We start from the raw sequence: 26209 nt of genomic DNA, 5'->3' as shown, positions 1-26209 counted from the left end.
TCGATGCTTGGTGCGTGCACCGAAAACCTGCGCAGGGACTGTTCGAAGAAACCGCAGCGTGTGGTGGGGCTTAACGTTCGGGAATGAAAGACAATCCTGACACAAGCTGTCGCAGGCCAAGAGCTGCTCCGGCAAAGATCGCCGCAAAGGTTATGGGCGCGCTATAGGCCAGCAGAGAAAAAGCGGAGATGCCTTGCCCGACACTGCATCCAACCGCAATTATTGCCCCGGGCCCCATTATCGCCGCCCCCAACATCTGCCGCTTAAGCTCACGTGGATCTTCGCAGGCTTCCCATCGGAAATGACCTTTTGACCATGACCCCAGGAAAGTACCAATCAGAACCCCTGAAACCGAACCGACCGCAAACGAGAGCGTGTTGCCTGAGGCGGTCATGAGATAGAACACGGTATCACCCAAAGGCGCGGCAAACGTGTGTGTCTGCAAGGTCTCACCGTCAAACCCGTGTGTGGCTACCCAATTGGTGCCAAGCCAGCCTGAAACGACTGCCAATCCGACCGCCGCACCCCAAAAAACCTGCGCAGGTGATTTACGAAAACGATCATTTGTCAGGGCAAACACTACTATGGCAGAGCCGACAAGCGTTCCTGTAACCCATGCAGGTATCGACGTCAGCCGTTCGGCAAGGAAGCTGACGCTTTGTGGATTACCGAGATCCATGGCTTCGGGAAAAAGCCAGATCCTGACATAGGCCAGAGGGCCGGACATGACCACATATGCGGAAAGGCCCACGATCAGGACAATGACGAATGACCGAAGGTCACCGCCGCCAAGGCGCGCGAGCGCGCCATAGCCACAGTTTCCGCTGATGGCCATGCCATATCCGAACATCAATCCGCCAATGACCGATCCGATCGGATTCCACGTCTGCGCAATATAGGTCGTGCTGAGTGGATCAATCCACCCTAACGCCATGCCCAAATGGCTGCCGACGATCGCAACACCAATCGCGACGGCCCACATACGCAGGCGCCGGTCGTCATTTGCATAAAGATAATCTTCAATCGCACCCAAGGTGCAGAACCGCCCAATGCGCGCGGCAAGCCCAAGTACAATGCCGCCGACCAGACCGACCAGCGCAACTGTATTGGCGTCTCCCAGAAGTTCGAACATGGCCAGTCTCCTCCCAAAGCTGGCGGTGTTTCTCTCGGGCTTCTACTTGTCCCGACAGAAAAGATTGTAGACGACTTCCAGAATCTGAGTCGACCGGTCGTCCGCCAATCTGTAGTAGATCGTTTTGCCTTCGCGTCGTGTCTTGACCAGCCCTTCAAAGCGCAGGCGGGACAACTGTTGGGAAACGGCAGCCTGTCTGGCCGACAGCATTTCCTCCATCTGCGTGACGGATTTCTCACCAGATGACAAATAACACAGAATCATCAGCCGCCCCTCATGGCTGATCGCCTTGAGGAAATTGGACGCCGTCTGGGCGTTATCCATCATCCTGTCCAAGTCCTCGTTGTACATGTCCTTGGTGAACACGGGCAGTTTCGACTGTTTGTCCAACAAGATCCTCTCGCTTTAGTGGCTTCACGTATTCAAAACAGTATATGTAAATCCTGGGGATTTAACCAGAGCTCTCGATCATTACTCCGGCGTCACGTAGTAAAACACCCAATAGCCCCCAGAAAAAGTCTTCGCCAGGATAACCCTCGATCCGGCCGATTTCATGACCGTCCTCCAGCAATACAAAGGTCGGCGTATAGAAAAGGGGCCGATCCAGGATAATCCATTCGGGCGTGGTTGCGTGGATGTCCGTTCGTTGCAATGGGGCAACTTTTCCTTCCGCTGTCAGCGGGTAGATTTCGGAAATCTCGGCGTCCCAGCGGGCGCACCACATGCACCCGTCTTCTTCCGCCATCAGCAACACCATTTCGGCCCGCGACGCAGCAGGCCAGATCAACAATGTGATGACGAACAATGTTTGAATTGCGTGACGCATCAAAAGCTCCGATTGACCGAGGTGGTATATCTTTATTATTTTGAATGTATGAATAATAGCCTGTCAGGACTGATTTGACCATGCTCGACATCACGTTTGCAGGGGCTCTGATCGCGGGGCTTTTGTCTTTCCTGTCCCCCTGCATTCTGCCCATAGTCCCGTTCTACCTAAGTTATCTGGCGGGTGTCGGGATGGAGCAGATTTCGGCTGGTTCGACGATCACCCCGGATGTTCGCCGCCGGGCGACCCTGTCAGCGATAGCTTTTGCCGCCGGGATCATCACGGTCTTCATGGCGCTTGGGGCCACGGCGTCGATCTTTGGTCAGATGGTACGCGCGTATTTCGACATTCTGCGATGGATCGCTGCGCTCATCATCATCGCGATGGGCCTGCATTTTCTGGGTCTTTTCCGTATCGGGTTCCTGTATCGACAGTTCCGTGCAGATAACGGCAAGACGACAAATGTAAGCGTGATCGGGGCATATGTTCTGGGGCTGTCTTTTGCCTTTGGCTGGACGCCTTGCGTCGGGCCGGTTCTGGCGGCGATCCTGTTCATGGCGGCCGGAACCGAAACCGCTTGGCGCGGTGCCGCGCTTTTGTTTGTCTATGGGGTTGGCATGACGGCGCCGTTTGTTCTGGCAGCCTTTTTGGTTCGACCCTTCATGCAATGGATGGCGCGCTTCCGGAAACATCTGGGAATCATTGAAAAGGCGATGGGTGTCTTGCTGATTCTTTTTGGCATCCTGATCGCGACCAATACCATAAATCTAATCGCACAATGGATGCTGGATCACATGCCTTGGCTGGCGGCCATCGGCTAATTCGGGAGGACACCATGACACGGGTAATACTGTTCTTGATTACAGGGCTGTTTGCAGGGGCGGTTTCCGCAGCTGAACTGGGGGATGACGGTCTGCATAAAACGCCGTGGATGCGAGACACGTTCAAAGACCTTCGTGAAGACCTTGAAGAGGCGAGGGGGGAAGGTAAGCGGCTGGTTCTGTTCATTGAACAACAGGGCTGCATCTACTGCAAAAAAATGCATGAAGAGGTTTTCCCCCAACCCGACCTGTCTTCGTATATCGAAGAAAACTTCTTTGTCGTTCAGCTGGACTTACACGGAAGCACCTTGGCCACCGATTTTGACGGAGAAGAAGCCGAGCAAAGATCACTGATGCGCAAATGGGGGATTCTGTTCACCCCTACATTGGTTTTCTTACCGGAGGACGTATCAGAGGATGCCACAGCAATCGAAGCGGCCGTTGCGGTCATGCCCGGGGCGTTCTCGAAGGGAACGACCCTCGATCTTTTTACCTGGGTCAATGAAAAACGGTACGAGCTTGATAATGGGGAAGATTTTCAACGGTATCATGCGCGCCGCATTCAAGAGCGAAACAATGTTTCGCAAGATTGATGCGGCGCAATATAAATAAAAAAATTCATTAAGATGAATTTAATGTTGCGATGAACCCTGCCCGTCGACTACGGTACACAGAGGCTTTGGGTCGCAAAGCGCCATCGGCGCGGTAGCAAATGGGAGGGATCATGAAGCTGAGACACTTGACTTTGGCTTGTATCATAACAGGCAGTGCCGCCATCGCGGCAGAAACAGGACCAAAAGACGTACAGTTTGACGATTATGGCGCGGTGGAGGCTTCGTTGACCGGCGTCGCTGGCGATGCGGCAAACGGTGCGGTCATCGTGGGCGAGAAATCCAAGGGCAACTGTGTGGCCTGTCATCAGGTCACGGCCTTGGCGGATATTCCGTTCCATGGCGAAGTCGGTCCGCTGCTGGATGGGGCCGGGGATCGGTGGTCCGAAGCGGAGCTTCGAGGATTGGTTGCAAATGCCAAGATGACGTTTGACGGAACGGTCATGCCCGCCTTCTACAAGGATGACGGATATATCCGCCCGGGCGACGCCTATACGGGCAAAGCCCCGTCAGGGCCTTTGACGTCAATCCTGACTTCACAGGAAATCGAGGACGTCGTCGCGTTCCTCGCAACCCTTAAAGAACAATAATCACGCTTTCAGGCGTGAATTCGTGAGGATCCAAAGGAGATTGAAAATGGAACTTTCTCGTCGCGAGACTCTGGCTCTCGGTCTGGGCGCTGCGGTCCTGACCCTGATGCCGTTCCGCGCAAATGCGGCTGCGGAAGACGCGATAGCTGCGTTTACTGGCGGTGCAGACATGGCCGACGGCGGTGTGACACTGACGGCGCCGGAAATTGCCGAGAACGGAAACACCGTTCCGATCGAAGTCAGCGCGCCGGGTGCGGCTGCAATCCTGATCGTAGCAGCCGGAAACCCCGAGCCCGGCGTTGCCACGTTCAACTTTGGCCCGCTGGCTGCTGCACAGGCGGCTTCGACCCGTATTCGACTTGCCGGAACGCAGGATGTCATTGCTGTGGCCAAAATGGCTGATGGCAGCTTTGCCAAGGCCTCGGCAACCGTAAAAGTGACAATTGGCGGCTGCGGCGGCTGATCGCCGCGCGCCCTGAAGAACAGGAGAACAACCAATGGCATCCGGTGTAAAACCCCGCGTCAAGGTTCCAAAAACAGCCGCTGCTGGCGAAGCAGTCACGATCAAAACGCTGATTAGCCACAATATGGAAAGCGGTCAGCGAAAGGACAAGGAAGGCAACGTTATCCCGCGGTCGATCATCAACCGATTCACCTGCGAGTTTAACGGCCAGCTCGTGATAGACGTGGCCATGGAACCAGCGATTTCGACAAACCCGTACTTTCAATTCGATGCAACCGTGCCCGAAGCCGGGGAATTCGTCTTCACGTGGTATGACGATGACGGTTCTGTTTACGACACAAAAAACTCGATTGAGATCGCCTGACGGCTCGACCGCACTGGCAGATCAGCGCCGGTGGCGAAACCTGCGCTGATCACCCAAGGGAGGAACGCAATGAATAAAAAAGCACTCACGGCGATCGCGGCAGTTCTGGCATTCCCAGTATCAGTGGCCGCCGGACCTGACGAAGACAAGTTGGTGATCAACGAAGAACTGGAAATGGTTTCGGTGACCGAAGCCCCGGCCCATGTCGAGAACTTCGATACGATCTACTCAGGGTGGCATTTCAGGACCGATGAAACCCAGGCTTTGCAGATCGACGATTTCGACAACCCGGCGATGGTATTTGTCGATCAGGCCTCGGACCTGTACCAGACTGTCGATGGGGCGGCTGGCAAAAGCTGCGCGTCCTGCCACAGTGACGTGGAAAGCTTTGAGGGGTTGCAGGCATCTATGCCCAAGGTCGATGCGGAAACCGGCAAGCTGGTGGTAATGGAAGACCTGATCAACAAGTGCCGCACGGAACGCATGGAAGCGGACGCGTGGAAGTGGTCGGGTGCGGATATGCAGGGTGTGGTGGCATTGATCGCTCTGCAATCGCGTGGATTGCCCATGAATGTCGCCATTGATGGTGATGCGGCCCCGTATTGGGAGCAGGGCAAGGAAATGTACTACACACGATATGGTCAGCTGGAGTTGAGCTGCGCCAACTGTCACGAAGACAACTGGGGCAACATGATCCGGGCCGACCATCTGAGCCAGGGGATGGTCAACGGTTTCCCGACCTATCGTCTGAAACAGGCCAAGCTGATCTCGCGCCACAATCGCTTCCGCGGCTGTATTCGCGATACACGCGCTGAAACCTTTGCAGAAGGCTCGGACGAATTCCGCGCACTGGAGCTTTATGTAGCATCGCGCGGCAATGGGCTTTCGGTCGAAACGCCGTCGGTACGCCAGTAACAAAGAACCCGCGCCGGGATTGTCGGGCGCGGGTTTTTCATTTCTACTACATTCACACATTTATATGTGAAACAGGAAAGCCGACAGATGATATCGCGACGTGATTTTCTACAGGTCTCCATGGCGGCCTCAGCGCTATATGGGGCATCCGGTTTAGGGAACTGGGCAAGGCTGGCGGCCCAGCAAAGCCTGAGCCAGGACCAGTTGCTGGAATTTGAGACCTTCGGAAATATCAGCCTGATTCACATCACCGATATCCACGCGCAGCTTAAACCGATCTACTTCCGCGAGCCCGAGGTCAATTTGGGCATCGGAGACGCGCGCGGGCAAATGCCGCATGTGACGGGGGCCGCGTTTCGCAAGGCTTACGGAATCGAAGATGGCAGCCCGTCCGCCTATGCGCTTACCTACAATGACTTTGCTGCATTGGCAAAAACGTATGGCCGCGTCGGAGGGCTTGACCGGGTCTCGACTGTTATCAACGCCATCCGTGCCGACCGGCCAGATGCGCTGTTGCTGGATGGGGGCGACACCTGGCATGGCTCGTATACCTGCTATCAGACGGCGGGTCAGGACATGGTCAACGTGATGAATGCACTCAAGCCCGATGCGATGACATTCCATTGGGAGTTCACGTTGGGCAGCGAGCGGGTCAACGAGATCGTCGAAGGTTTGCCCTTTGCGGCGCTAGGTCAGAATATCTTTGACGCGGAATGGGATGAACCTGCGGAACTATTCAGGCCCTACAAGTTCTTCGAGCGCGGCGGGGCCAAAGTTGCCGTTATCGGACAGGCTTTCCCGTATATGCCAATTGCCAACCCCAGTTGGATGTTCCCGGAATACTCGTTCGGGATCCGGGATGAGAACATGCAGGCCATGGTGGACGAGGTGCGCGACGTCGGTTCCGATGTGGTCGTTGTCCTCAGCCATAACGGCTTTGACGTGGATAAGAAGATGGCGAGCCGTGTTCAGGGGATTGACGTAATCCTGAGCGGTCACACCCATGACGCATTGCCTGAACCGGTTCTGGTCGAAAAGACGCATATCATCGCGTCCGGCTCGAACGGCAAGTTCGTCAGCCGCGTTGATCTGGACGTGCGGGATGGCCAGATGATGGGGTTGAAGCACAAGCTGATCCCGATCTTTTCAGACGTCATCGCGCCTGATCCGGCAATCACGGCCCTGATCAACGAACAGCGTGCACCATATGATGCGGCGCTAAGCGAAGTGATTGGCAAGACGGACTCGCTGCTGTATCGCCGCGGAAACTTCAATGGCACGTGGGACGATCTGATCTGTGACGCACTGATCAGCGAGCGCGAGGCGGATATTGCCATGTCGCCGGGTGTGCGCTGGGGTCCGTCGATTCTGCCCGGTCACGAGATCACGCGTGAGGATATCTGGAACATCACCTCGATGTCTTATCCGAATGCGTATCGCACGGAAATGACGGGTGAATTCATTCACGTGATCCTCGAGGATGTTGGCGACAACCTGTTTAACCCCGATCCCTATTACCAGCAGGGTGGCGACATGGTTCGTGTCGGCGGACTTGGATACCGTATCGATGTGACCAAACCGCAAGGGCAGCGGATCAGCGACATGACCCTGCTCAAGACTGGTGAGGCGATTGATCCGGCGAAATCCTATGTTGTGGCCGGTTGGGCCAGCGTCAACGAAGGCACCGAAGGCCCGCCCATCTGGGATGTCGTCGAAAACCACATTCGCAGCCAGGGTACCGTAACTGTCGAACCGAATACATCGGTCGAGGTGATCGGAGCCTGACAGCGCGAACCGAACTTCAAACATTGAATACAAGATTTGCTGATCGAATGACGGAGGCAAACAAGATGAGCGAGAACCCAAGGGGAAAAGCCCCATCGCGTCGCCAGTTTCTAAGCGGTGCCGCCGCGGTTGGCGTAGGTGCGGTCGGAGCCTCAGCGGCGCGCGCCGCAGGCCCTGACCCGCTGATCACGCAGGTTCAGGAATGGGCACAGTCAACGGGCGAAGGCGTGGATGCAACCCCCTACGGCCTGCCAATCCAATTCGAGAGTGATGTTGTACGGCGCAATGTCGAGTGGTTGACCGCAGACACGATCAGTTCGATCAATTTCACGCCGATCCACGCGCTGGACGGTACGATCACCCCGCAGGGATGCGCGTTCGAGCGGCACCATTCGGGTGCGATCGAGCTGAGCAAGGCGGACTACCGTCTGATGATCAACGGTCTGGTCGAAACTCCGCTGATCTTCACATATGAAGATCTGGAACGTTTCCCGCGTGAAAACCGTATCTATTTCTGCGAATGCGCTGCCAATACCGGTATGGAATGGGCCGGTGCGCAGCTCAACGGCGCGCAGTTCACGCACGGAATGATCCACAACATGGAATACTCCGGTGTGCCGCTGCGCACCCTGCTGGAAGAAGCGGGGGTAAAGACCGAAGGCAAATGGGTTTACGTCGAAGGCGCGGATGCTTCCTCGAACGGCCGCTCAATCCCACTGGAAAAGGCAATGGACGACGTACTTGTTGCGTTCAAAGCCAATGGAGAGGCTTTGCGCAAAGAACACGGCTATCCGGTCAGGCTGGTCGTTCCCGGCTGGGAAGGCAACATGTGGGTTAAGTGGCTGCGCCGGGTCGAGGTCACCGAGATTGCTATCGAAAGTCGCGAAGAGACATCCAAGTATACGGATACACTCGAAGACGGAACATCACGCAAATGGACATGGGTAATGGACGCCAAATCGGTCGTCACCTCGCCCAGCCCGCAAGCGCCGATCACGCATGGGCCGGGGCCGTTGGTGATCACCGGGTTGGCCTGGTCCGGGCGGGGCTCGATTACCGGCGTCGATGTGTCGGTGGATGGTGGCAAAAACTGGGTTCCGGCCCGTCTGGCGGCCCCCGGAACAGACAAGGCGCTGACCCGGTTTTACTTGGACCATAACTGGGACGGTACAGAGATGCTGTTGCAGGCCCGCGCCAAGGATTCGACCGGTTACGTCCAACCCAGCAAAGCTCAGCTGCGCGACGTGCGTGGTGAGAACTCGATCTACCACAACAATTGTATCCAGACCTGGTGGATCAAGGAAAACGGAGAGGCGGAAAATGTCGAAGTATCGTAAGCTATTGGCCGCCTCGGCCCTTGGGTTGTGCGTGGCGGTTCCAGCCCATGCAAACAAGCTTGGACTTGGGCGCCCTGCGTTGCCCGAAGAAATCGCAGCATGGGACCACGACGTTGCGCCTGACGGAACCGGATTGCCCGAAGGGTCCGGCGACGTGTTCACCGGTGAAGAGGTCTTTACCGAACGGTGCGCGATCTGTCATGGCGATTTTGCAGAAGGTGTGGGCAATTGGCCGAAACTGGCGGGCGGCGAGGGCACGCTTGCAGATAAGGACCCGCTGAAAACAGTGGGCTCCTACTGGCCGCACCTTTCGACGGTATGGGACTATGTGAACCGTTCGATGCCGTTTGGAGACGCACAAACGCTGGAGCCTGACGAAGTTTACGCGATTGTCGCCTATATCCTTTATTCAAATGACATTGTTGATGATGAGTTCACGCTGTCGCATGAAAACTTCCTTGAAGTGGAAATGCCGAATGCCGGGGGTTTCATCGCGGATGACCGCGAAACCGCCGAGGCGCATTTCTGGACGGACGAGCCATGCATGTCGGATTGCAAAGAAGGCGTGGAAATCACCATGCGCGCCGCCGTTCTGGATGTAACGCCCGACGAAGCCGGGGCTGACAGTCCGGACCAGGCGTCTGTATACGAAAAAACATCCGTCGAAGTCGAAGAACCTGCTGAGGACATAGCAGCACTTGATCCCGAAATGATCGAAAATGGCGAAAAAGTTTTCAAGAAGTGCAAGTCATGCCATCAGGTCGGCGAAGGGGCCAAGCATCGCACGGGTCCGGCATTGAACGGCGTTGCCGGTGCCAATGCGGCCGCCGTCGAAGGCTTTAAGTACTCCAAGGCCATGAAAGCTGCCGCCGAGGATGGCTTGATCTGGACGGATGAAGAGATGGCCGCGTTTCTGGCCAAGCCTAAAGCCTACATGAAGGGGACGCGTATGTCCTTTGCCGGGCTGAAGAAACAGGATGAAATCGACGCGGTCATCGTTTACCTGAAGTCGTTCGGAAGCTGATCATGTGGCGGCGGTGGGCAACAGGTGTCATGTTTGCTGCGAGTATACTGACAACTGCCGCCACCGCGACCGAAGACTTGGGCGATGCTGTAGCCGGCAAACTTGTGTTTGCCCAATGCAAAGAATGTCATCAGGTCGGCGCCGATGCTGAAAACAGGATCGGTCCGCACCTGAATGGTGTATTTGGCCGCCGGGCTGCCGGGCTAGAGGAGTTCACCTATTCCAAAAGCCTGATCCGTGCAGGTACTTCGGGGCTGGAATGGCACGCCGACACATTGTCGGCTTACATTGAAAACCCCCGCGCATTCGCATCCGGCACCAGAATGAGCTTTCGTGGGCTCGAGAACCCGGAAGATCGGGCCAATGTAATTGCCTATTTGCGTGTGTTTTCCGACAACCCGCAGGACATCCCCGAAGCCGACCCAACGGCAAAGAGAACGGACCATTCCGTCAACCCCGAAATCCTCGCGATACAGGGTGATCCGGAATACGGCGAATATCTGAGCAGCGAATGCACGACATGCCACCAGATAGAGGGAGGCGATGATGGGATTCCCTCGATCGTTTACTGGCCCGACCAGGATTTCGTTGTCGCCATGCACGCCTACAAGGACAAGCAGCGGCCCCATCCCGTCATGCAGATGATCGCGGGCCGCCTGAGCAGCGATGAGATCGCGGCATTGGCCGCTTACTTCAACAACCCACAGTGACAATGCCCAAGGGGAGGAAACGCGATGACACTCAACAGACGGACATTTCTGGGAACCGCAGGGGTACTTGCCGCCGGGCTGTCGGCCCCGATGGTGCTGGCGCAGGGAAAGCCCCGTGTCGTGGTGGTCGGGGGCGGGGCAGGCGGCGCAACCGCCGCGCGCTATATTGCCAAAGACAGCAAGGGCGAGATTGACGTCACCCTGATCGAGCCGTCCAAAACATATTACACTTGTTTTTTCTCGAACCTGTATCTGGGCGGGTTTCAGGAGCTTTCGGACATTGCGCACAGCTATGGCACGCTTGCCGCAAAATACGGTATCAACGTGGTTCACGATTGGGCCGTCGGTGTCGACCGCGACGCCAAAACCGTCTCGTTAGCGGGTGGCGGATCTATTCCATATAACAAACTGATCCTGAGCCCGGGTATCGACTTTGTCGATGGCGCGGTCGAGGGGTGGGATGTGACTGCACAGAACAAGATGCCGCATGCGTATAAGGCGGGCTCTCAAACCGAGCTGTTGAAGGCGCAGGTTCTGGCGATGCCCGAGGGTGGAACCTTTGCGATGGTCGCGCCGCCGAACCCGTACCGTTGCCCCCCCGGACCTTATGAGCGGGTTTCGATGGTTGCGCATGTGCTGAAGGCGAACAATCCGACAGCGAAAATCATCATTGCTGATCCGAAAAACAAATTCTCCAAGATGTCTTTGTTCCAGGAAGGTTGGGCCGACCACTACGAAGGCATGATCGACTGGATCGGAGAGGATTTTGGCGGCGGCAATGTCTCGGTCAATCCGGATGCCATGACGGTGACCATCGATGGTGAAGAAACCAAGGTCGATGTCTGCAACGTGATCCCGGCCATGAAAGCCGGGCGTATTTCGGAAATGGCCGGTGTGACCGATGGCAACTGGGCACCGGTGAACGCGGCGGACATGTCATCGAAAGCTGACCCTGACATCTATGTTCTTGGTGATGCCAGCCAGCAAGGCGATATGCCGAAATCCGGTTTTTCGGCCAACAGCCAGGCGAAAGTCTGCGCCAATGCCGTTCGCGGTGCATTGACCGGATCAAAGATATTTCCGGCCAAGTTTTCGAACACGTGCTGGTCGCTCATTGATACGGATGACGGGGTCAAGGTTGGTGCGACTTATGAAGCAACGCCAGAAAAGATTGCCAAGGTGGACGGCTTTATCAGCCAGACCGGCGAAGACTCCGACCTGAGAAAAGCAACCTACCAAGAGTCGCTGGGTTGGTATGCCGGTATCACATCGGACATGTTCGGTTAAGAAACGCCAAGGCTTTGACCGGTGTCAAAGCCTTGGCGGTGAAATCTGAAGAAATGTGGTTCAGGAGGAGGAACATCATCATGAAACACTTTATCGCATCAGCCGCTTTTTCGGTTGCATTAGCAAACCCGGTTTTTGCAGGGGAGGTCATTGCCGTCCCCTTTGACGGCAGCTTTGATGACGCCACCTTTGCCGTTGAATCAGCAATTGTTGGGCAGGGGCTGGTTATCGATTATGTGAGCCATGTTGGTGACATGCTGAACCGGACGGGGGCGGATGTCGGCAGCGACAAGCAGATCTTCACAGCCGCTGAAATATTTATCTTTTGTTCCGCAAAGCTCTCGCGCGAGATGATGGAGGCCGACCCGATGAATATCGGCTATTGCCCCTACGGGATCTTCGTGGCCGAGGACGAAGGCGGTGTCAAAGTGGGCTACCGAAGCTATCCTGACGGACCGATGGAGAAAGTCGAAGCCCTGTTGGCCGGTATCGTAGAAGAAGCCGTTGGAAACTGACATGAACTACCAACAGTTTTTTCGTGATCAGCTAGGGCAATTGCAGGCCGAAGGAAATTACCGGGTCTTCGCCGAGCTTGAGCGTCACTGCGGAGCATTTCCAACTGCACACAACCATGCAGAAAACGGACCTGAGAAAGTCACAGTCTGGTGCTCGAACGATTATTTGGGAATGGGTCAGCATCCAAAGGTTCTGGCGGCCATGCACCGCGCGATCGACACCTGTGGCGCAGGGGCTGGCGGGACTCGGAATATTTCGGGGACCACGCATGAACATGTTCTGCTTGAGCAGGAGCTTGCGGATCTGCATGGCAAGGAAGCAGCGCTGCTATTCACGTCCGGGTATGTTTCAAATTGGGCTGCTTTGGGAACTCTGGCTTCGCGAATTCCCGGTATCACGGTTCTGTCCGACGAATTGAACCACGCGTCGATGATCGAGGGTATCCGTCACAGTCGTTGCGCAAAGCGGGTCTGGAAGCATAACGATTTGAAGGACCTTGAACGACATCTCATGGACCTGCCATCCAACGCACCAAAACTGATCGCGTTTGAAAGTGTGTATTCGATGGATGGCGATATCGCGCCGATTGCCGAAATCTGCGATCTGGCGGATCGGTACGGCGCGATGACCTATCTGGACGAGGTTCATGCCGTCGGGCTGTATGGGCCGCGCGGTGGCGGCATCGCTGAACGCGAAGAGCTGATGGATCGCCTGACGGTTATCGAAGGCACGTTGGGTAAAGCGTTCGGCGTGGTTGGTGGATACATCGCGGCGTCAAAGGAACTTGTCGACTTTGTCCGTTCCTTTGCCAGCGGATTTATCTTTACCACAGCATTGCCCCCGGCCGTCGCCGCCGGCGCCGCAGCATCCGTCCGGCACCTCAAGCATAGCAATGAGGAGCGGTGCCTGCATCAGCAACGCGTAAGCGAGGTTCGGAGCAGGCTGGACGCTTTGGGCATCCCGCACACGCCCAACCCAAGCCATATTATCCCGGTCATGGTCGGTGATCCGGTCAAGTGCCGCTTCATCTCGGATGTTTTGATGCGCGACTACGGGATTTATATCCAGCCGATAAACTATCCTACTGTCCCGAAAGGCACCGAACGCCTTCGGATTACGCCGTCACCTGTACATTCGTCAGAAGATGTAACCCTGTTGGTCGAGGCGTTGGGTGCATTGTGGACACAGTGCCAGCTTGCGCGCAAACCGATGGCCGCACAGTGAGAACTTGACGGAAGGCAAAGACGGACACGTAAAGAGGTGAGAGTTTTGTCTATGGAACGCCTCATCGATCTGCTGGGAGATTCGGGCACATTGGCTGCCGCCGGTTTGCTTGTTGGCATCCTGTTCGGAGTCACCGCTCAGAAATCTCAATTCTGTTTGCGGGCATCCACTGTTGAAGTCGCCGAGGGCGAGCTTGGCCCCCGTCTGGCCGTCTGGCTGGTCGCGTTCACGTCGGCGCTGACGCTGGTACAGGGGTTCGTCTCGATTGAATGGCTGGATTTGTCCGAGGCGCGGTCAATTGCGTCGACAGGCAGCCTGAGTGGCGCGGTGATCGGCGGTTTGATGTTTGGCGTCGGAATGATTTTGGCGCGCGGATGCGCGTCGCGCCTGTTGGTGTTGGCCTCATGCGGCAACCTGAGGGCAATGGTGACGGGGCTGGTTCTGACGTTGGTCGCGCAAGCGGCTTACACAGGTGTGCTCAGCCCCGCGCGCGAGGCGCTGTCCGGTCTTTGGACGATCGCAGGTGGCAACGCGCGCGACCTTTCGGCACTACTTGGATTTTCGCCGATCGCATACTCAGCCTTTGCCGCGGGGACATTTGTTCTGGCCGTTGCGTTTGCAGCGCGCCAGCAGGTTGCAATGACAAAGATTGTCATGGCAGCCGGAGTTGGTGTCGCTGTGGCGCTTGGCTGGTTGATGACATTTGCGATTGCACAAGCCTCCTTCGACGTCGTGCCGGTGTCTTCGGTCACGTTCACCGGCCCGGCAACGGACACATTGATGGCGCTGGTGGCTGAGCGGAACATTGCCCTGTCCTTTGGCATTGGTCTGGTTCCGGGCGTTGCAATTGGCGCCGCTGTTTCTGCCATTCTTTCCGGCGAGTGGAAGATCGAACAATTTGGCCCGGATACTCCGATGGAGCGCTACCTTGTGGGGGCCGTCTTGATGGGATTTGGTGCAATGTTGGCAGGTGGCTGCGCCGTTGGTGCCGGATTGTCCGGGGGATCGTCCTTGTCGCTAACTGCGTGGCTTGCCGTCTTCTCGATGTGGGTCGGGGCCGTCGCCACCCATCGGATGATGATGCGAATGCTCGTTCTTCGGCGGTCCTGACTTATTCGAATTCCATCTGTTCGTAGACACGACCGGCGTTTTTTGTGGCCAGTTCCTCGAACGTGTCCAAATGGGCATAAAGGGTTTGGTCGACGTAATAGGCCTCGGCCAGATCCCCGCCTGCATCCATATGTTCGCGTATCTTTGCGCGCAGGTAGACCAGATAATCACGTGTATACCGGCGCACCTGATCCATGTTCGTAGGATGACCGTGCCCGGGGATCACATATGTGGCTTCCAGTGCCTCGAACTCATTGTCCCAGGTCTCAAGCCAATCTGCGGTGTAGGTGTCCTGAAAGATCGGCAGCATACGTTCGTGAAATGCCATGTCACCCGCGATGACAAGGCTTTGATTGGGCAACCAGATCGAAATGTCGCCGGGGCTGTGCGCAGGTCCAAGATGTTTGGCCTCGATGCGAAAATCGCCGAGTTCGACGATGTATTCATCGTCAAACGTTTCTGTCGGACCGGCCAGAAAAGTTCCTTTTGCCTTGTCCTTGTTATATGCCTGCATCCCTTCAAGGATTTGCGGCCCATATTCTTCGAATTCAGCCGCCGCATCTGAATGAGCAACGATGGGCACTCCAAGTTCCGACCAGTAGGCGTTCCCCAGCATGGCGTGCCCCTGACCGTTTTCGTTAAAGACAAGCTTCACGGGCTGATCCGTGATCGCTTGGATCTCCTTGTGAAGCGCTTCGGCAAGCGCATAAGCCGCGCCACCGTTGATGACGACAACGCCCTCTCCGGTCACGATGAAGCTGAGGTTGTTGTTGTGGCCCGAATTCTCATAGGTTGGGGGTGCGGTTGCACCGATGGCGGAAAAGACGCCGGGAATAAACTCGACAGGTTTCGAGTAAAGAACGCTCTGCGGGTACTGGTCAGCAATATCCTCACTGGCCCAGGTTTGTGTGGCCAGGGTACAGGCAATCAACAAAGCGCGCATCATGCAGGCTCTCCAATAAATCGATAGGTCGAACCGGCCTTTTCGACACGGCCAAATCCGCCATTTGGCAGATGGAATCCAATAATATTCATTTGGGCATGAGAAATCTGATCCAGCAGCGATTTCCGTGCACTTGCCGCGGCGTCGGGGTCCTGATCCGTACCGCTGCGCCAATCCGGACGCTCGAACGCGACGTGCGGATTGCCGAGCGCATCGCCCACGACCATCACCGCGTCACTGCCTTTGCGAATCTCGAAGGCCATATGTCCGGGCGTGTGCCCGAAACTAGCGCGTGCTGCGATACCGGGAAGGATTTCCTGCCCATCATCAAAAAACGCAACCATGCCTTCGATGGCTTCCATGCGCCGCTTTGCGCCCACCGCGAAGGCCGTGCGGTCGGCCCCTATCTTTTCCACGGTTGCGGGGTTCCACCAATAGTCCCATTCCGTGCGGCCAAGATGAAATCTGGCATTGGGAAAGAGGGGATCTCCGAAGTCGTCCAGCACACCCCAGATGTGATCTGGATGTGCATGGGTGAAGATCACCTGCGTGACCTCATCCGGAGACAACCCGACGGCGTCCAAAGTTTCCGGAAGTTTGCCAGCGGTTTGCATGAAGTCGGGCCCGGCTCCAACATCGAACAGTATGGTATTCTGGTCATCGCGGTAGAGCACAATGTTGCACTCGGGCTCGTATCTGGTCAGATCTACCTGATAGCGGTTCAGAAGTTCTGTCAGCTCTGCCTCGGGCATTGCGCCAAAGACCATTTCGGGCGGCAACGACAGATACCCATCTGACAAAGTCGAAATCCTTGCCGATTGGCCAAGTGTCATTTCCGCAATCGCAAAGCTGGGTCGCAGGCAGAGCGCCAGACATGCGCCCTGAGACAGGAAGGTGCGCCGGGAGAAATGTGGGTCTCTGCTCATACATAATCATTAAGATGAATGTTTTTATTTGTAAATGATGAATGGCCCGGACGGCACATTATCTCTGGGCTTTCCACCACTATAATTGTGACGTCACCCAGCCAGTGCATGCGGCAGGTGTTCAACCAGAGCCCGTTGCACGACCGCAAATCTTGGCGTGTGTGCGATTTCCTCTAGCGTCGCGACCCAAAGTGGAACCTCGATTCCGGGATCAATGTCGTTCAACCTGTGAAGCCGGGGATCAGCGTCGCCAATAAAAGCAGGTAAGAAAGCTCGCCCCACACCGGATGCAACCATCTGCTGAAGCACCAGAAAACTGTCTGCTCCGTTTGTCATGTCATCGGCGCGAACATGTTCAGCCAACCATTTGGCCGGGAGTGAACGGCTGAGAGCCCCATCAAGCCGAATCCATTTTTGGTCACGGGTACCGTCACTATAAACCCCAAAGTGCAACGTTCCTGCGCGCTCTCCGGTCAACCCTTCACCAAGTTGAACCGAAGGGCGGACAACTATATCCGCAGTTAACCTGGTCAGATCATGGTGACTGTTACCGCTGAGGATCGTCAGTTCGAGGCTCGGATAGAGGGCGGAAATTGAGTTTAGTACCTGCGGCAGGACAAACTGGCAAAGGCTGTCCGTGGACGCGATACGCACATGACCCGCTGGCGAACGATTTGCGCCCACAACGGCGCGTTCTACCGAAAGCACGGCGTCTTCAACGCTTTCCATGGCGGACAGAATTGTTCTGGCTTCGGGAAGTACTGAATACCCTGACGGGTCTTTCCGAAAAACAACACAGCCATATCGGTGTTCGAAGGCGGCAACTCTGCGCAGGACGGTTGCATGTGCAACGCCCAGGGCTGTCGCCGCCGCATTCAACGAGCCGTGTTTGCTGACGGCGAGGGCATACCGAATATCGTCCCAATTGTCGTTGTTCATAAATGAACAGGTGAGGCCGAATAACAAACAATTACAAGAAAAATCGTTCAAGCTATCATATGGCACATTAAACAGGGAGCCACACCATGATTAAGAAGTCTTCGATCTTTGCGGCAGGTCTTTTGTCCTTGGCCGTAGTTGGAACTGCAATTGCTCAGGATAGCGAAAACCCGGCTGTAAAAGCGCGGACTTCGATTATGCAGCTTTACGCTTTCAACCTTGGCACGCTGGGCGCCATGGCCAAGGGAGAGGCAGAATATGATGCCGAAGCGGCTACGCGAGCCGCAAATAATATTGTCGTTGTGTCGCAGATCGACCAGTCCGCGATGTGGCCAGCCGGATCGGATAATGTGTCAGACCCGTCAACCCGCGCCTTGCCCGCTATTTGGGAAAACTTCGCAGATGTCGGGGCCAAAGGGCAGGCACTGGCTGATGCCGCTGTTGCGATGCAGGCTGCGGCAGGTCAGGACGTTGAAGCTCTGAAAGGGGCGATGGGCCAACTTGGCGGAGCCTGCTCGGCCTGTCACAAAGCATACAGAGCACCGGAAAATTAAAGGAGTATTGATCAGTGCGGCGCATTCTACTTTTCGCCGTTCTCGTCATGCTTTTGGTCGAGTTGGCCGGTTTGCTGCTGACCCGACCGCAAAGGGTTGATCCAGCCCGGTTGGCCGGTCTGACCCCCGACGTGACCAGAGGGGCGTCTGTCTTCTATTCAGCAGGATGCGCCTCGTGCCACTCGGCCCCGGATGCCAGCGAGGAAGGAAAGCTTGTTCTAGCAGGCGGGCGCCGGTTTGAAACGGATTTCGGTACGTTTGTAGCTCCAAACATCTCCAGTGATCCAGACACCGGAATTGGATCATGGTCCGTGCTGGATCTGGCCAATGCCCTGAAACACGGAACAGGACCAAAGGGACAACATTATTACCCGGCCTTTCCCTATACCTCTTATGCCAAGATGACGGTCGAGGACGTCGCGGCGCTTCATGCGTTTTTGAACACCCTGCCTGCATCTGATGCGGCAAGTATCCCGCATGACGTTGGTTTCCCTTTCAATATCCGGCGCGGGCTGGGGTTGTGGAAATTTCTGTTTTCAGGCTCGGGCTGGGTGATTGAAGGTGATTTGACCGACCAGCAAATCCGGGGGCGGTATCTGGTGGAAGCTTTGGGGCACTGCGCGGAATGCCATTCACCGCGAAACGGACTGGGAGGGTTGAAGCGGGATCTCTGGCTGACCGGAGCGCCAAATCCGAATGGCAAGGGGCGCATCCCCGGTCTGACCACCGCCCAGCTTGACTGGTCCGAGGCTGACATCGCTGAATATCTGAAATCCGGTTTCACACCGGATTATGACAGCGCCGGAGGCGAAATGGTCGAAGTCATCGAGAACACCTCGAAACTAAGCGATGAAGACCGATTGGCCATTGCTGCTTATCTGAAATCCGTTCCCGTTCAGTGAATTGGCTACTGGTTGCAGAAACTCGGGCATTTGTCAGCGCAGGTCTTATGACACTGGTTCTGAGCAACGCAAAAAACGTTTGGATTGCTGGGTCAAACCAGCACGGCTACATTGCTCAGATCTCTGGCAATGCGGATCAGCGGGCATTGCTCTCCTATGGTTAACCGCCCCGCGTCGGATAATCCTGTCACTTCGGCGGGTATGCGAGTTGCGGCAGCCAATGCGTCTTCCAACGGCACTTCTGCCTGCGTGGTCAGAACACGCAGTGCTGTGGTCAAGTCCAAATCAGCCCCCGCTAAAGTGCCATCAGACAGTGTCAAACGGCCGTCTTTGCGGGAAATGCGGCGGCCTTCCAGTTCGAACATGCGCTGGTCTGTGCCAGCCGGTGCCATCGCATCGCTGACCAGAAATATCCGGCCTGGGCCCCGCTTGGCGGCCCAGGCTGTGCGCATGGCTTCAGGGTGAACATGAATACCGTCTGCGATCAGTCCGGCGTTTAATCGACCCGAGGTCAGAACCGCCCCGACAAGCCCGGGAGATCGATTGCCAAGTTGGCTCATTGCGTTGAACAGATGCGTGACGCAGGACGCACCGGCTTCGGCATAGGACAAGCAGGTATCAAAATCCGCATCACTGTGGCCCAGCGAAACAACGGCGCCTGCTGAGACCAGCGCTTTCACCTGCGCAATTGACACGTTTTCTGGCGCAACCGTCAGCATCAATGCGGGCAGGGCATGCGCAGCCGCGACAAGCGTCGTCAGGTCCTCGTCATCCATGGGGCGGATCAGGGCTGCATCATGGGCACCTTTCCGAGCCACCGAAAGATGCGGCCCTTCCAGATGCAGGCCAGCGATCCCCGGAACACCCGCAGAAATCGCGGCCTTGACCGCTTCGATGGCGGCGCGGGTCTTGGCTGCGGTATCCGTGATCAGGGTGGGAAGGATCGAGGTCGCCCCAAGCGTCCGGTGCGCCTTGGCGATGCGTGCCAGTGTTTCGACAGACGGGGCGGCGTTGAACATCACTCCGCCGCCGCCATTCACTTGCAGGTCAACATAACCGGGCGCCAGTATATCGCCTTGCAGGTCGACAAGCTTGCCAGCGTCTGTCTTCACGTCAACGCCTATGTCAGCTATGCGGCCCGACTCCAGCCGCAGCGCGGCACCGTCGTGCAATCTGGTGCCGTCGTAAACAAGCCCGCCGTGGTAGGTGATCGCCTGGCCGCTCATACCGTTTCCGTCACTTTTCGCAGGTGACGTGGCGCATCCGGGTTGATCCCGCGCTGTACTGCGACCTGCTCGACCATTGAATAAAAGGACACGATAGCCGCCACCGGGTCCGTCAGCCAGTGATCCGTGCGGACATGAGGCAGCACCTCGGCCTTTGTGACCATTGCGCTGGTGGCAAATACCTGTGCTCCTTTGGCCGCGAGCGTGTCGGCAACCTCGGCCAACAGCGGCTCAGCCGGATCATTGGCGGCAAAGGCAATAACCGGGAACCCGCCTTCCACGATCGAGACCGGGCCGTGCAGCACCTCGGCCGAGGAATAGCTTTCGGCATGGATCTGGCAGGTTTCTTTGAATTTCAGCGCAGCCTCGTTCGAGATTGCTACGCTTGGTCCGCGGCCAAGCGTATAAAGCGAGCTTTGGGTGACGACAGCCGCCGCTTTGCTCCAGTCACACCGCGTGGCGGCATCAAGGTGCTTGGGCAGGTCACGCAGCGCAGCCAGAAGATCTTTGTCGCCTTTCAGTTCCGCCAGCAGCCAAAGCCCGGCAACCAGCGAGGTCACGAATGTCTTTGTCGCCGCTACACTAAGCTCAGGACCCGCGTGCAGCGGCAAAGCCGCCTCAGCCGCCAGTGCAAGGGGCGACGACGGATCATTTGTGATTGCCACCGTGCTGGCCCCGGCCTTTCGGGCACTTTTCGTAAGCTGCACGATATCCGGGCTTTTTCCTGATTGTGAAACAGAAAGGCAAAGCGCCCCGGCCACATGCAGGTCGGCGCCATACACGGACGCGACTGATGGGCCGACGGATGCCATGGGCAAACCAAGAAGCAGTTCGCTTGCGTATTTCAGAAATGTGCAGGCGTGGTCCGAAGAGCCACGCGCCGCCGAAATCATGAACTTCAGCCCGCCGTTCCGGGCGACGTCCGTCGCTGTGCTCAGGGCATCTCCGCCATTGCTGAGTAATCGCTCGACAGCAACAGGAATCTCTTCGATTTCCTGACGCATCAGGGTCGTTTTCGGGGTCATCGGGGCAGCCTTTCCATCGGAATCACAGATCATGGAGTGAGTCGCAGCTCAGCCACGAAGTCGTAGGCATCGCCGCGATAGTTGGATTTTGTGAACTCGGCGACGCGCCCGCCTTCCAGATGGGAAATCCGCTGGATGCTCAGCCCTGCTGCGCCTTCGGCGACACCGAGCAGAGCGGCATCTTCAGCCTCAAGATTAACGGCGGAAATCTTCTGGATAGCGCGAACTGGTCGGCAGCCGTTTTCTTCCAGAAGATCGTAGAGTGAGTCGCGCACGGCTAGTGGGTTTGGCAGAATGTCCAATGGCAACGAGGCACGTTCGACTGCCATGGGGCGCCCGCCAGCTTCTCGCAGGCGGCAAATGCGGGCCACCTGTCCGTCAGCGGGCAGCCCGAGTACCGCCGTTTCCTCGGGTGATGGCAGAAAAACGCCCCGTTCCAACCACTTGGAGGTTGACTCCATGCCGCGCAGGCGCATGTCCTCACTGAACGAAGTCAGATGCGAAAGCGATTGTTCTAATTTCGGCGCGGCGTTCCGCACGAAAGATCCGGAACCCTGCCGCTGTACGATTGCGCCCTGTTTCACCAATTCCTGAATGGCCTTGCGCACGGTGACCCTGGACAGGCCGGTGATCTCGGCGATTTCGCGCTCGGGCGGTAATGAGGAATTCGGGGGAAGGACACCAGCGTCGATGCCTTCTTCCAGCCGCTGGCGCAGCCGGACATAGCGCGGCCCGCCGCTGTTTTCGAGCCAGTCGTCAGAAGCCAGAAAAGAAGCTGCGTTCATGCCGAATGCTCCACTTGAAAAGCCCGGGCCAACGCGATGGCCCCGTCGATAGGCGTACCTTTTGGTTCTGTTACTGCGCCACGCGCACGATCCGGCAGATACGCCTCGTAATGAGGGCCAATACCCCCGGTCAGGCATAATGGCATGGCCGGCGTCCAGCCCATTGCTTCCAGTGCCTGCAAAAGATGCACGGCGCCTTCGCGCATAAGCGAAACCGCCCGTTCATCCCCTGACCTAGCTGCCGCTGTCACCTGTCGCGCAATTTGGCCGAATTCATGAGGTCGGGCCGCAGCCGCGAAAGCGACAATGCCGCTTGTACTGCCAAATTCGTTCAGCAAGGCCTCAGTCAGGTTGGATTTTGGCACCAGCCCATCCCATGCATCCAGCGTCACCGAAAGCGCTCTGCGCCCAATCCACTGAGCAGAAGCCTCATCCCCCAGCACGGAGCCCCAGCCACCGGCAAAGCGTCGGCCGTTTTGCGATTGAAGGGCCAGAAAAGAACCCGTCCCGCAATGGGCGATTGCACCGTCGGTTGCCTGATGCGCACCCGCCAGCGCAGGGTGGCGATCATCCTCGACCAGTATACTGTCCAACGGCAAATCCGAGGCCACCCGCTGGGCGATCTGATCACCGGTAACGCCTGCCAGTCCAAAATACGCCGGTGCCGGTCTCAGGACGTCTGGCTGAACACTGAGCTTGGTCGCAAGCATTTTCAAGCCGTCTTTCAGACGTGCAATCGCACCGTCATAATCGCTGGCTACGTTGGCGGGGCCAACCTCGACCACCAGCCGCTGCTCCCCATCGTCATAGGCGATCCGACAGGTCGTTCCGCCGCCATCTGCTGCGATGATTGGATTGTTTTTCGACCTAAGCATGATGATACCTATATAATGCCTATGCTGTAATGTAAATGCCAAAGTAAATCCAATAAGGGCAGAAAGATCAAAAATACATTGATTAATAAGGCCAATAGCGGCTGAAAAAAAATTAGTGGACAAATGGTATTGTATAGGTATGCTTTCTGGCAACGAGGAGAAACACGTGCTGCCACACATTACCGAACAACTCCACCCGGACGCATATGATTTGGGCAACCGACCGCTGGAAGAAGCGGCGCTGGCCTTGTGCAGGGGTCAACAGGAAGCGGCCGGTGCCCCGCAGGGCGCCCTGCGTGCGATTTGCGACGGTGCCGACGCCATGGCCCGCAGTCTGGCATCAGGTGGTTCATTGTATTACGCGGCGGCGGGGTCTTCGGGGCTGATGGCTGCGGCTGATGCAATGGAACTGGGCGGCACTTTCGGTATCGACGAAAACTGTATCCGTATCCTGATGGCCGGAGGGCTGCCGCAATCCGCGCATATGCCCGGTGGAACCGAGGATGACACCGACGGGCTGGTTGAGGCGCTGGCCGGACTTACGTGCAACGACACGGTCATTGCTGTCTCTGCCAGCGGCACCACCCCGTATACACTTGAGGCGGCGCGACTTGCGCGTGCTGCGGGTGCATGCACGATCGGGATAGCCAACAACCTGGGCAGCCCGCTGTTGGCGCAATGCGATCACGCGATTCTGCTTGCCACCCCGCCTGAACTGATTTCAGGCTCAACCCGAATGGGCGCCGGTACAGCCCAGAAAATCGCGCTGAACATGCTTTCCAGCCTTATGGCAATCAAGTTGGGTCATGTTCATGACGGGATGATGGTCAACTTGCGAGCAGACAATGCAAAGCTGCAGGCGCGTGCGACCGGCATCGTCGCCCGGATCGCCGGAGTTGATGCAAGCACCGCCCAAAACGCCCTGGCTGAAGCGCAAGGAGACGCCAAATCCGCCATCCTCATCGCTGCTCGCGGCGTTTCACTGGCGGCAGCCGATGCGCGCCTGAAAGAAACGGGCGGAGTTCTGAGCGTGGCACTGACACCTGATAAATAACTGCAAACCAAATGGGAGAGTACAATGAAACGTAATAGCCTGAAACTGGCCTTGCTTGGTGGGACGCTGTTAGCCTCTGCCGCCTATGCCGAAGACGTCACGCTGACCATCGAAAGCTGGCGTAACGATGACCTGACCCTGTGGCAGGACCAGATCATCCCGGCCTTTGAAGCAAAGCATCCTGGCATCAAAGTCCAGTTCACGCCGTCTGCTCCGGCAGAATACAACGCGGTTTTGAACTCGAAACTTGATGCGGGGTCTGCCGGTGACCTGATTACCTGCCGCCCCTTCGATGCTTCGTTGGCGCTTTATGAGGCTGGTCACCTGACCGATCTGTCCTCGGTCGAGGCGATGAACAACTTCTCGGACGTTGCAAAGTCTGCCTGGCAGACGGATGACGGTTCGGCCAGCTTCTGCGTGCCGATGGCGTCGGTAATTCACGGCTTCATCTACAACAAGGACGCTTTTGCCGAGTTGGGGCTCGAAGTGCCGACCACGGAAGACGAGTTCTTTGCCGCCTTGGACAAAATCAAGGAAGACGGCACTTACATCCCAATGGCAATGGGTACCAACGACCAATGGGAAGCTGCCACGATGGGCTACAACAACATCGGTCCAAACTACTGGAAGGGTGAAGAAGGTCGTCAGGCGTTGATCGCAGGCGAACAGAAGCTGACCGATGAAGCCTGGACAGCCCCGTACGCAACGCTGGCCCGCTGGGGTGCCTATCTGGGTGATGGCTACGAAGCACAGACCTATCCCGACAGCCAGAACATCTTCACTTTGGGCCGCGCAGCCATCTATCCTGCGGGATCATGGGAGATTTCCGGCTTCAACGCACAAGCCGATTTCGAGATGGGAGCTTTCAAGCCTCCGGTTCAGAACGCAGGCGACACCTGCTATATCTCGGACCATACGGATATCGGCATCGGCATGAACGCGGCCACGAAGAATCCTGAAGCCGCCGAAACGTTTTTGACCTGGGTCGCAAGCCCTGAGTTTGCTGAGATCTTCGGCAACGCTTTGCCCGGATTCTTCCCGTTGTCGAGCACTCCGGTCGAGTTGCAGGACCCGCTGGCCAAGGAGATCGTCGGCTGGCGTGAAGAATGTGAATCGACGATCCGCTCGACCTACCAAATCCTGTCGCGCGGAACACCAAACCTCGAGAATGAGACCTGGGGTGCATCCGTTGCCGCGATCAAAGGTGCCAAGTCGCCCGAAGAGCTGGGTGCAGAACTACAGACGGGCCTCGCCTCGTGGTACGCACCACATCAGTAAGCTGAACCATACCCGGGCAGCATGAGTTGCCCGGGTACGCCCAGCATTCCATTGAAAGCGCTCCCCATGACCCGCCCCCGCATCCGCTGGCATATCGTCGTGTTTCTGGCACCAGCCGTGCTTGTCTACACAGCGGTGATGATCTTTCCCCTGTTCAATACGCTCCGTCTGGCCCTTTACTCTGAAGTCGACCAGAGCCGCGTATTTGTTGGACTGCAGAACTTTCAAACGCTGTTTTTCGATCCGATCTGGTCGGAACAGTTCTGGAATGCGCTGGGTAACAATTTCTGGTTCTTTCTGGTTCACATGCTGGTGCAGAACCCCATCGGCGTCGCGCTGGCCGCGCTGCTCAGCCATCCGCGCCTGCGATTTGCGGTGCTCTATCGGTCGGCGATCTTCATTCCGACAATCCTCAGCTTTGTGATTGTCGGGTTTGCATGGAAATTGATCTTGTCGCCCATCTGGGGCATCGCGCCTTCGATGCTGGACGCGGTTGGGCTGAAATCCCTCTTTGCCCCGTGGTTGGGGAAGGAGGAATACGCTCTGACCACTCTGGCGCTGATTTCGGTCTGGCAGTTTGTCGGTATCCCTATGATGCTGATCTACGCGGCCTTGCTGTCGATCCCCGAGGAAATCCTGGAAGCCGGGGAAGTGGATGGCATCACCGGTACAAGCGCCTTCTGGAAGATCAAGCTGCCGCTGATCCTGCCCTCGATCGGGATCATCTCAATCCTGACATTTGTCGGCAATTTCAACGCTTTCGATCTTATCTATGCTGCACAGGGTGCTCTGGCGGGGCCTGATTTCTCGACCGATATTCTTGGCACCTTCATGTATCGCACATTCTTTGGCTTCCAGCTGCAATTAGGTGATCCGCATATGGGTTCGGCCATTGCTGGTGCGATGTTTGCAATTATCCTGCTGGGTGTCTGTGTCTACCTATTCGGCATCCAGACCCGGATGCGCCGGTACCAGCTGTAAGGAGCA

At 56.8% G+C, this 26209-nt stretch carries 29 protein-coding genes; 19 read left to right on the top strand and 10 right to left on the bottom strand.

Annotated features, from left to right (window positions below; genetic code table 11):
* Nucleotides 1-70: 70 nt before the first annotated feature.
* The 3 genes from ACR0NZ_RS17325 to ACR0NZ_RS17315 form a co-directional block, all read right to left on the bottom strand.
* Nucleotides 71-1132: a YeeE/YedE family protein gene (locus ACR0NZ_RS17325; RefSeq protein ID WP_480520625.1), complete on the bottom strand. Its 1062-nt coding sequence runs from the start codon at nt 1130-1132 to the stop codon at nt 71-73.
* Between the two features lie 42 nt (nt 1133-1174).
* Nucleotides 1175-1483, bottom strand: a complete 309-nt coding sequence (locus tag ACR0NZ_RS17320) for a metalloregulator ArsR/SmtB family transcription factor (protein ID WP_480520690.1) — start codon at nt 1481-1483, stop codon at nt 1175-1177.
* A gap of 100 nt (nt 1484-1583) precedes the next feature.
* A complete protein-coding gene (locus tag ACR0NZ_RS17315) occupies nt 1584-1958 on the bottom strand; it encodes a hypothetical protein (RefSeq protein WP_480520623.1) in 375 nt (124 codons plus the stop codon).
* A gap of 80 nt (nt 1959-2038) precedes the next feature.
* On the opposite strand from ACR0NZ_RS17315, the gene ACR0NZ_RS17310 reads away from it, so the two are divergent.
* The 14 genes from ACR0NZ_RS17310 to ACR0NZ_RS17245 all read left to right on the top strand — a co-directional run bounded on the left by ACR0NZ_RS17310 (nt 2039) and on the right by ACR0NZ_RS17245 (nt 14715).
* The gene (locus ACR0NZ_RS17310) at nt 2039-2779 is read left to right on the top strand and encodes a cytochrome c biogenesis CcdA family protein (protein WP_480520621.1); all 741 of its coding nucleotides are present in this window, start codon (nt 2039-2041) and stop codon (nt 2777-2779) included.
* 14 nt (nt 2780-2793) lie between these two features.
* Nucleotides 2794-3372: a thioredoxin family protein gene (locus tag ACR0NZ_RS17305; protein ID WP_480520688.1), complete on the top strand. Its 579-nt coding sequence runs from the start codon at nt 2794-2796 to the stop codon at nt 3370-3372.
* A gap of 131 nt (nt 3373-3503) precedes the next feature.
* The gene (soxX, locus tag ACR0NZ_RS17300; RefSeq protein ID WP_480520619.1) at nt 3504-3980 is read left to right on the top strand and encodes a sulfur oxidation c-type cytochrome SoxX; all 477 of its coding nucleotides are present in this window, start codon (nt 3504-3506) and stop codon (nt 3978-3980) included.
* Nucleotides 3981-4026: 46 nt separating this feature from the next.
* Entirely contained in the window at nt 4027-4443 is a 417-nt protein-coding gene (gene soxY / locus ACR0NZ_RS17295) for a thiosulfate oxidation carrier protein SoxY (protein ID WP_480520617.1), read from the top strand.
* 34 nt (nt 4444-4477) lie between these two features.
* Entirely contained in the window at nt 4478-4807 is a 330-nt protein-coding gene (gene soxZ / locus ACR0NZ_RS17290; protein WP_480495914.1) for a thiosulfate oxidation carrier complex protein SoxZ, read from the top strand.
* A gap of 69 nt (nt 4808-4876) precedes the next feature.
* A complete protein-coding gene (gene soxA, locus ACR0NZ_RS17285; RefSeq protein WP_480495916.1) occupies nt 4877-5722 on the top strand; it encodes a sulfur oxidation c-type cytochrome SoxA in 846 nt (281 codons plus the stop codon).
* An 87-nt stretch (nt 5723-5809) separates the two neighbouring features.
* The gene (soxB, locus tag ACR0NZ_RS17280) at nt 5810-7507 is read left to right on the top strand and encodes a thiosulfohydrolase SoxB (protein WP_480495918.1); all 1698 of its coding nucleotides are present in this window, start codon (nt 5810-5812) and stop codon (nt 7505-7507) included.
* A 65-nt stretch (nt 7508-7572) separates the two neighbouring features.
* Complete coding sequence (soxC, locus tag ACR0NZ_RS17275; protein ID WP_480495920.1) at nt 7573-8844, top strand: sulfite dehydrogenase; 1272 nt, start codon at nt 7573-7575, stop codon at nt 8842-8844.
* Nucleotides 8828-9868, top strand: coding sequence for a c-type cytochrome (locus ACR0NZ_RS17270; RefSeq protein WP_480495922.1), 1041 nt, complete (start codon nt 8828-8830; stop codon nt 9866-9868). Before soxC ends, ACR0NZ_RS17270 begins: the two co-directional genes overlap by 17 nt.
* Before the next feature lie 29 nt (nt 9869-9897).
* Entirely contained in the window at nt 9898-10578 is a 681-nt protein-coding gene (locus ACR0NZ_RS17265) for a c-type cytochrome (protein WP_480495924.1), read from the top strand.
* A gap of 24 nt (nt 10579-10602) precedes the next feature.
* Nucleotides 10603-11865, top strand: a complete 1263-nt coding sequence (locus ACR0NZ_RS17260; RefSeq protein WP_480520615.1) for an FCSD flavin-binding domain-containing protein — start codon at nt 10603-10605, stop codon at nt 11863-11865.
* Between the two features lie 80 nt (nt 11866-11945).
* Entirely contained in the window at nt 11946-12380 is a 435-nt protein-coding gene (locus ACR0NZ_RS17255; RefSeq protein ID WP_480520613.1) for a DUF302 domain-containing protein, read from the top strand.
* A gap of 1 nt (nt 12381) precedes the next feature.
* Nucleotides 12382-13605 (top strand): 5-aminolevulinate synthase, encoded by a 1224-nt coding sequence (gene hemA / locus ACR0NZ_RS17250; RefSeq protein ID WP_480478097.1) that lies wholly within the window; start codon nt 12382-12384, stop codon nt 13603-13605.
* A gap of 51 nt (nt 13606-13656) precedes the next feature.
* The gene (locus tag ACR0NZ_RS17245; protein ID WP_480520611.1) at nt 13657-14715 is read left to right on the top strand and encodes a YeeE/YedE family protein; all 1059 of its coding nucleotides are present in this window, start codon (nt 13657-13659) and stop codon (nt 14713-14715) included.
* Nucleotide 14716: 1 nt separating this feature from the next.
* On the opposite strand, the gene ACR0NZ_RS17240 is transcribed toward ACR0NZ_RS17245, so the two are convergent.
* From ACR0NZ_RS17240 to ACR0NZ_RS17230, 3 genes are all read right to left on the bottom strand, one after another.
* A complete protein-coding gene (locus ACR0NZ_RS17240; protein ID WP_480478101.1) occupies nt 14717-15661 on the bottom strand; it encodes an MBL fold metallo-hydrolase in 945 nt (314 codons plus the stop codon).
* Nucleotides 15658-16584 carry an MBL fold metallo-hydrolase gene (locus tag ACR0NZ_RS17235; protein WP_480520609.1) on the bottom strand — a complete coding sequence of 309 codons (927 nt, stop codon included), beginning with the start codon at nt 16582-16584 and terminating at the stop codon, nt 15658-15660. Before ACR0NZ_RS17235 ends, ACR0NZ_RS17240 begins: the two co-directional genes overlap by 4 nt.
* A 93-nt stretch (nt 16585-16677) precedes the next feature.
* Nucleotides 16678-17523 (bottom strand): LysR family transcriptional regulator, encoded by an 846-nt coding sequence (locus ACR0NZ_RS17230; RefSeq protein WP_480520607.1) that lies wholly within the window; start codon nt 17521-17523, stop codon nt 16678-16680.
* Nucleotides 17524-17609: 86 nt separating this feature from the next.
* Here ACR0NZ_RS17230 and ACR0NZ_RS17225 point away from each other — a divergent pair, with 86 nt between their 5' ends.
* Both ACR0NZ_RS17225 and ACR0NZ_RS17220 read left to right on the top strand, forming a co-directional pair.
* The gene (locus tag ACR0NZ_RS17225; RefSeq protein ID WP_480478107.1) at nt 17610-18077 is read left to right on the top strand and encodes a c-type cytochrome; all 468 of its coding nucleotides are present in this window, start codon (nt 17610-17612) and stop codon (nt 18075-18077) included.
* A gap of 14 nt (nt 18078-18091) precedes the next feature.
* On the top strand, nt 18092-18979 hold the full coding sequence (locus tag ACR0NZ_RS17220) for a c-type cytochrome (protein WP_480520605.1): 888 nt from the start codon (nt 18092-18094) through the stop codon (nt 18977-18979).
* Nucleotides 18980-19071: 92 nt separating this feature from the next.
* Here the strand turns inward: ACR0NZ_RS17220 and nagA are convergent, their stop codons facing one another.
* The 4 genes from nagA to ACR0NZ_RS17200 are packed head-to-tail and all read right to left on the bottom strand — an operon-like array spanning nt 19072 to nt 22890.
* Entirely contained in the window at nt 19072-20205 is a 1134-nt protein-coding gene (gene nagA, locus ACR0NZ_RS17215) for an N-acetylglucosamine-6-phosphate deacetylase (protein WP_480520603.1), read from the bottom strand.
* Complete coding sequence (locus ACR0NZ_RS17210; protein WP_480520601.1) at nt 20202-21230, bottom strand: SIS domain-containing protein; 1029 nt, start codon at nt 21228-21230, stop codon at nt 20202-20204. The genes nagA and ACR0NZ_RS17210 overlap by 4 nt, the downstream gene beginning before the upstream one ends.
* Nucleotides 21231-21259: 29 nt before the next feature.
* Nucleotides 21260-22015 carry a GntR family transcriptional regulator gene (locus tag ACR0NZ_RS17205; protein ID WP_480478115.1) on the bottom strand — a complete coding sequence of 252 codons (756 nt, stop codon included), beginning with the start codon at nt 22013-22015 and terminating at the stop codon, nt 21260-21262.
* Nucleotides 22012-22890, bottom strand: coding sequence for a glucosamine kinase nucleotide-binding domain-containing protein (locus ACR0NZ_RS17200; protein ID WP_480520599.1), 879 nt, complete (start codon nt 22888-22890; stop codon nt 22012-22014). The genes ACR0NZ_RS17205 and ACR0NZ_RS17200 overlap by 4 nt, the downstream gene beginning before the upstream one ends.
* Nucleotides 22891-23056: 166 nt before the next feature.
* Here ACR0NZ_RS17200 and ACR0NZ_RS17195 point away from each other — a divergent pair, with 166 nt between their 5' ends.
* The 3 genes from ACR0NZ_RS17195 to ACR0NZ_RS17185 all read left to right on the top strand — a co-directional run bounded on the left by ACR0NZ_RS17195 (nt 23057) and on the right by ACR0NZ_RS17185 (nt 26203).
* Nucleotides 23057-23944 carry an N-acetylmuramic acid 6-phosphate etherase gene (locus tag ACR0NZ_RS17195; RefSeq protein WP_480520598.1) on the top strand — a complete coding sequence of 296 codons (888 nt, stop codon included), beginning with the start codon at nt 23057-23059 and terminating at the stop codon, nt 23942-23944.
* A 24-nt stretch (nt 23945-23968) separates the two neighbouring features.
* On the top strand, nt 23969-25222 hold the full coding sequence (locus ACR0NZ_RS17190) for an ABC transporter substrate-binding protein (protein ID WP_480520597.1): 1254 nt from the start codon (nt 23969-23971) through the stop codon (nt 25220-25222).
* Nucleotides 25223-25288: 66 nt separating this feature from the next.
* The gene (locus tag ACR0NZ_RS17185) at nt 25289-26203 is read left to right on the top strand and encodes a carbohydrate ABC transporter permease (protein WP_480520595.1); all 915 of its coding nucleotides are present in this window, start codon (nt 25289-25291) and stop codon (nt 26201-26203) included.
* The last annotated feature ends 6 nt before the right edge of the window (nt 26204-26209 follow it).

Source organism: Ruegeria sp. AE3 (genome assembly GCF_056542225.1).
This window is presented reverse-complemented; position numbering and strand designations above follow the sequence as displayed.

Excerpts from the sequence above, each read along its gene's own strand:
- hemA (WP_480478097.1), top strand. The coding sequence starts at position 12,382 with ATGAACTACCAACAGTTTTTTCGTGATCAGCTAGGGCAATTGCAGGCC.
- ACR0NZ_RS17225 (WP_480478107.1), top strand. The coding sequence starts at position 17,610 with ATGATTAAGAAGTCTTCGATCTTTGCGGCAGGTCTTTTGTCCTTGGCC.
- ACR0NZ_RS17265 (WP_480495924.1), top strand. The coding sequence starts at position 9,898 with ATGTTTGCTGCGAGTATACTGACAACTGCCGCCACCGCGACCGAAGAC.
- nagA (WP_480520603.1), bottom strand. The coding sequence starts at position 20,205 with ATGAGCGGCCAGGCGATCACCTACCACGGCGGGCTTGTTTACGACGGC.
- ACR0NZ_RS17240 (WP_480478101.1), bottom strand. The coding sequence starts at position 15,661 with ATGATGCGCGCTTTGTTGATTGCCTGTACCCTGGCCACACAAACCTGG.
- soxA (WP_480495916.1), top strand. The coding sequence starts at position 4,877 with ATGAATAAAAAAGCACTCACGGCGATCGCGGCAGTTCTGGCATTCCCA.
- ACR0NZ_RS17210 (WP_480520601.1), bottom strand. The coding sequence starts at position 21,230 with ATGACCCCGAAAACGACCCTGATGCGTCAGGAAATCGAAGAGATTCCT.
- ACR0NZ_RS17255 (WP_480520613.1), top strand. The coding sequence starts at position 11,946 with ATGAAACACTTTATCGCATCAGCCGCTTTTTCGGTTGCATTAGCAAAC.
- ACR0NZ_RS17230 (WP_480520607.1), bottom strand. The coding sequence starts at position 17,523 with ATGAACAACGACAATTGGGACGATATTCGGTATGCCCTCGCCGTCAGC.
- ACR0NZ_RS17310 (WP_480520621.1), top strand. The coding sequence starts at position 2,039 with ATGCTCGACATCACGTTTGCAGGGGCTCTGATCGCGGGGCTTTTGTCT.
- ACR0NZ_RS17205 (WP_480478115.1), bottom strand. The coding sequence starts at position 22,015 with ATGAACGCAGCTTCTTTTCTGGCTTCTGACGACTGGCTCGAAAACAGC.
- ACR0NZ_RS17245 (WP_480520611.1), top strand. The coding sequence starts at position 13,657 with ATGGAACGCCTCATCGATCTGCTGGGAGATTCGGGCACATTGGCTGCC.
- ACR0NZ_RS17320 (WP_480520690.1), bottom strand. The coding sequence starts at position 1,483 with ATGTACAACGAGGACTTGGACAGGATGATGGATAACGCCCAGACGGCG.
- ACR0NZ_RS17260 (WP_480520615.1), top strand. The coding sequence starts at position 10,603 with ATGACACTCAACAGACGGACATTTCTGGGAACCGCAGGGGTACTTGCC.
- soxC (WP_480495920.1), top strand. The coding sequence starts at position 7,573 with ATGAGCGAGAACCCAAGGGGAAAAGCCCCATCGCGTCGCCAGTTTCTA.
- ACR0NZ_RS17200 (WP_480520599.1), bottom strand. The coding sequence starts at position 22,890 with ATGCTTAGGTCGAAAAACAATCCAATCATCGCAGCAGATGGCGGCGGA.
- soxB (WP_480495918.1), top strand. The coding sequence starts at position 5,810 with ATGATATCGCGACGTGATTTTCTACAGGTCTCCATGGCGGCCTCAGCG.
- soxX (WP_480520619.1), top strand. The coding sequence starts at position 3,504 with ATGAAGCTGAGACACTTGACTTTGGCTTGTATCATAACAGGCAGTGCC.
- ACR0NZ_RS17305 (WP_480520688.1), top strand. The coding sequence starts at position 2,794 with ATGACACGGGTAATACTGTTCTTGATTACAGGGCTGTTTGCAGGGGCG.
- ACR0NZ_RS17190 (WP_480520597.1), top strand. The coding sequence starts at position 23,969 with ATGAAACGTAATAGCCTGAAACTGGCCTTGCTTGGTGGGACGCTGTTA.
- ACR0NZ_RS17185 (WP_480520595.1), top strand. The coding sequence starts at position 25,289 with ATGACCCGCCCCCGCATCCGCTGGCATATCGTCGTGTTTCTGGCACCA.
- ACR0NZ_RS17270 (WP_480495922.1), top strand. The coding sequence starts at position 8,828 with ATGTCGAAGTATCGTAAGCTATTGGCCGCCTCGGCCCTTGGGTTGTGC.
- ACR0NZ_RS17325 (WP_480520625.1), bottom strand. The coding sequence starts at position 1,132 with ATGTTCGAACTTCTGGGAGACGCCAATACAGTTGCGCTGGTCGGTCTG.
- ACR0NZ_RS17315 (WP_480520623.1), bottom strand. The coding sequence starts at position 1,958 with ATGCGTCACGCAATTCAAACATTGTTCGTCATCACATTGTTGATCTGG.
- ACR0NZ_RS17235 (WP_480520609.1), bottom strand. The coding sequence starts at position 16,584 with ATGAGCAGAGACCCACATTTCTCCCGGCGCACCTTCCTGTCTCAGGGC.
- soxY (WP_480520617.1), top strand. The coding sequence starts at position 4,027 with ATGGAACTTTCTCGTCGCGAGACTCTGGCTCTCGGTCTGGGCGCTGCG.
- soxZ (WP_480495914.1), top strand. The coding sequence starts at position 4,478 with ATGGCATCCGGTGTAAAACCCCGCGTCAAGGTTCCAAAAACAGCCGCT.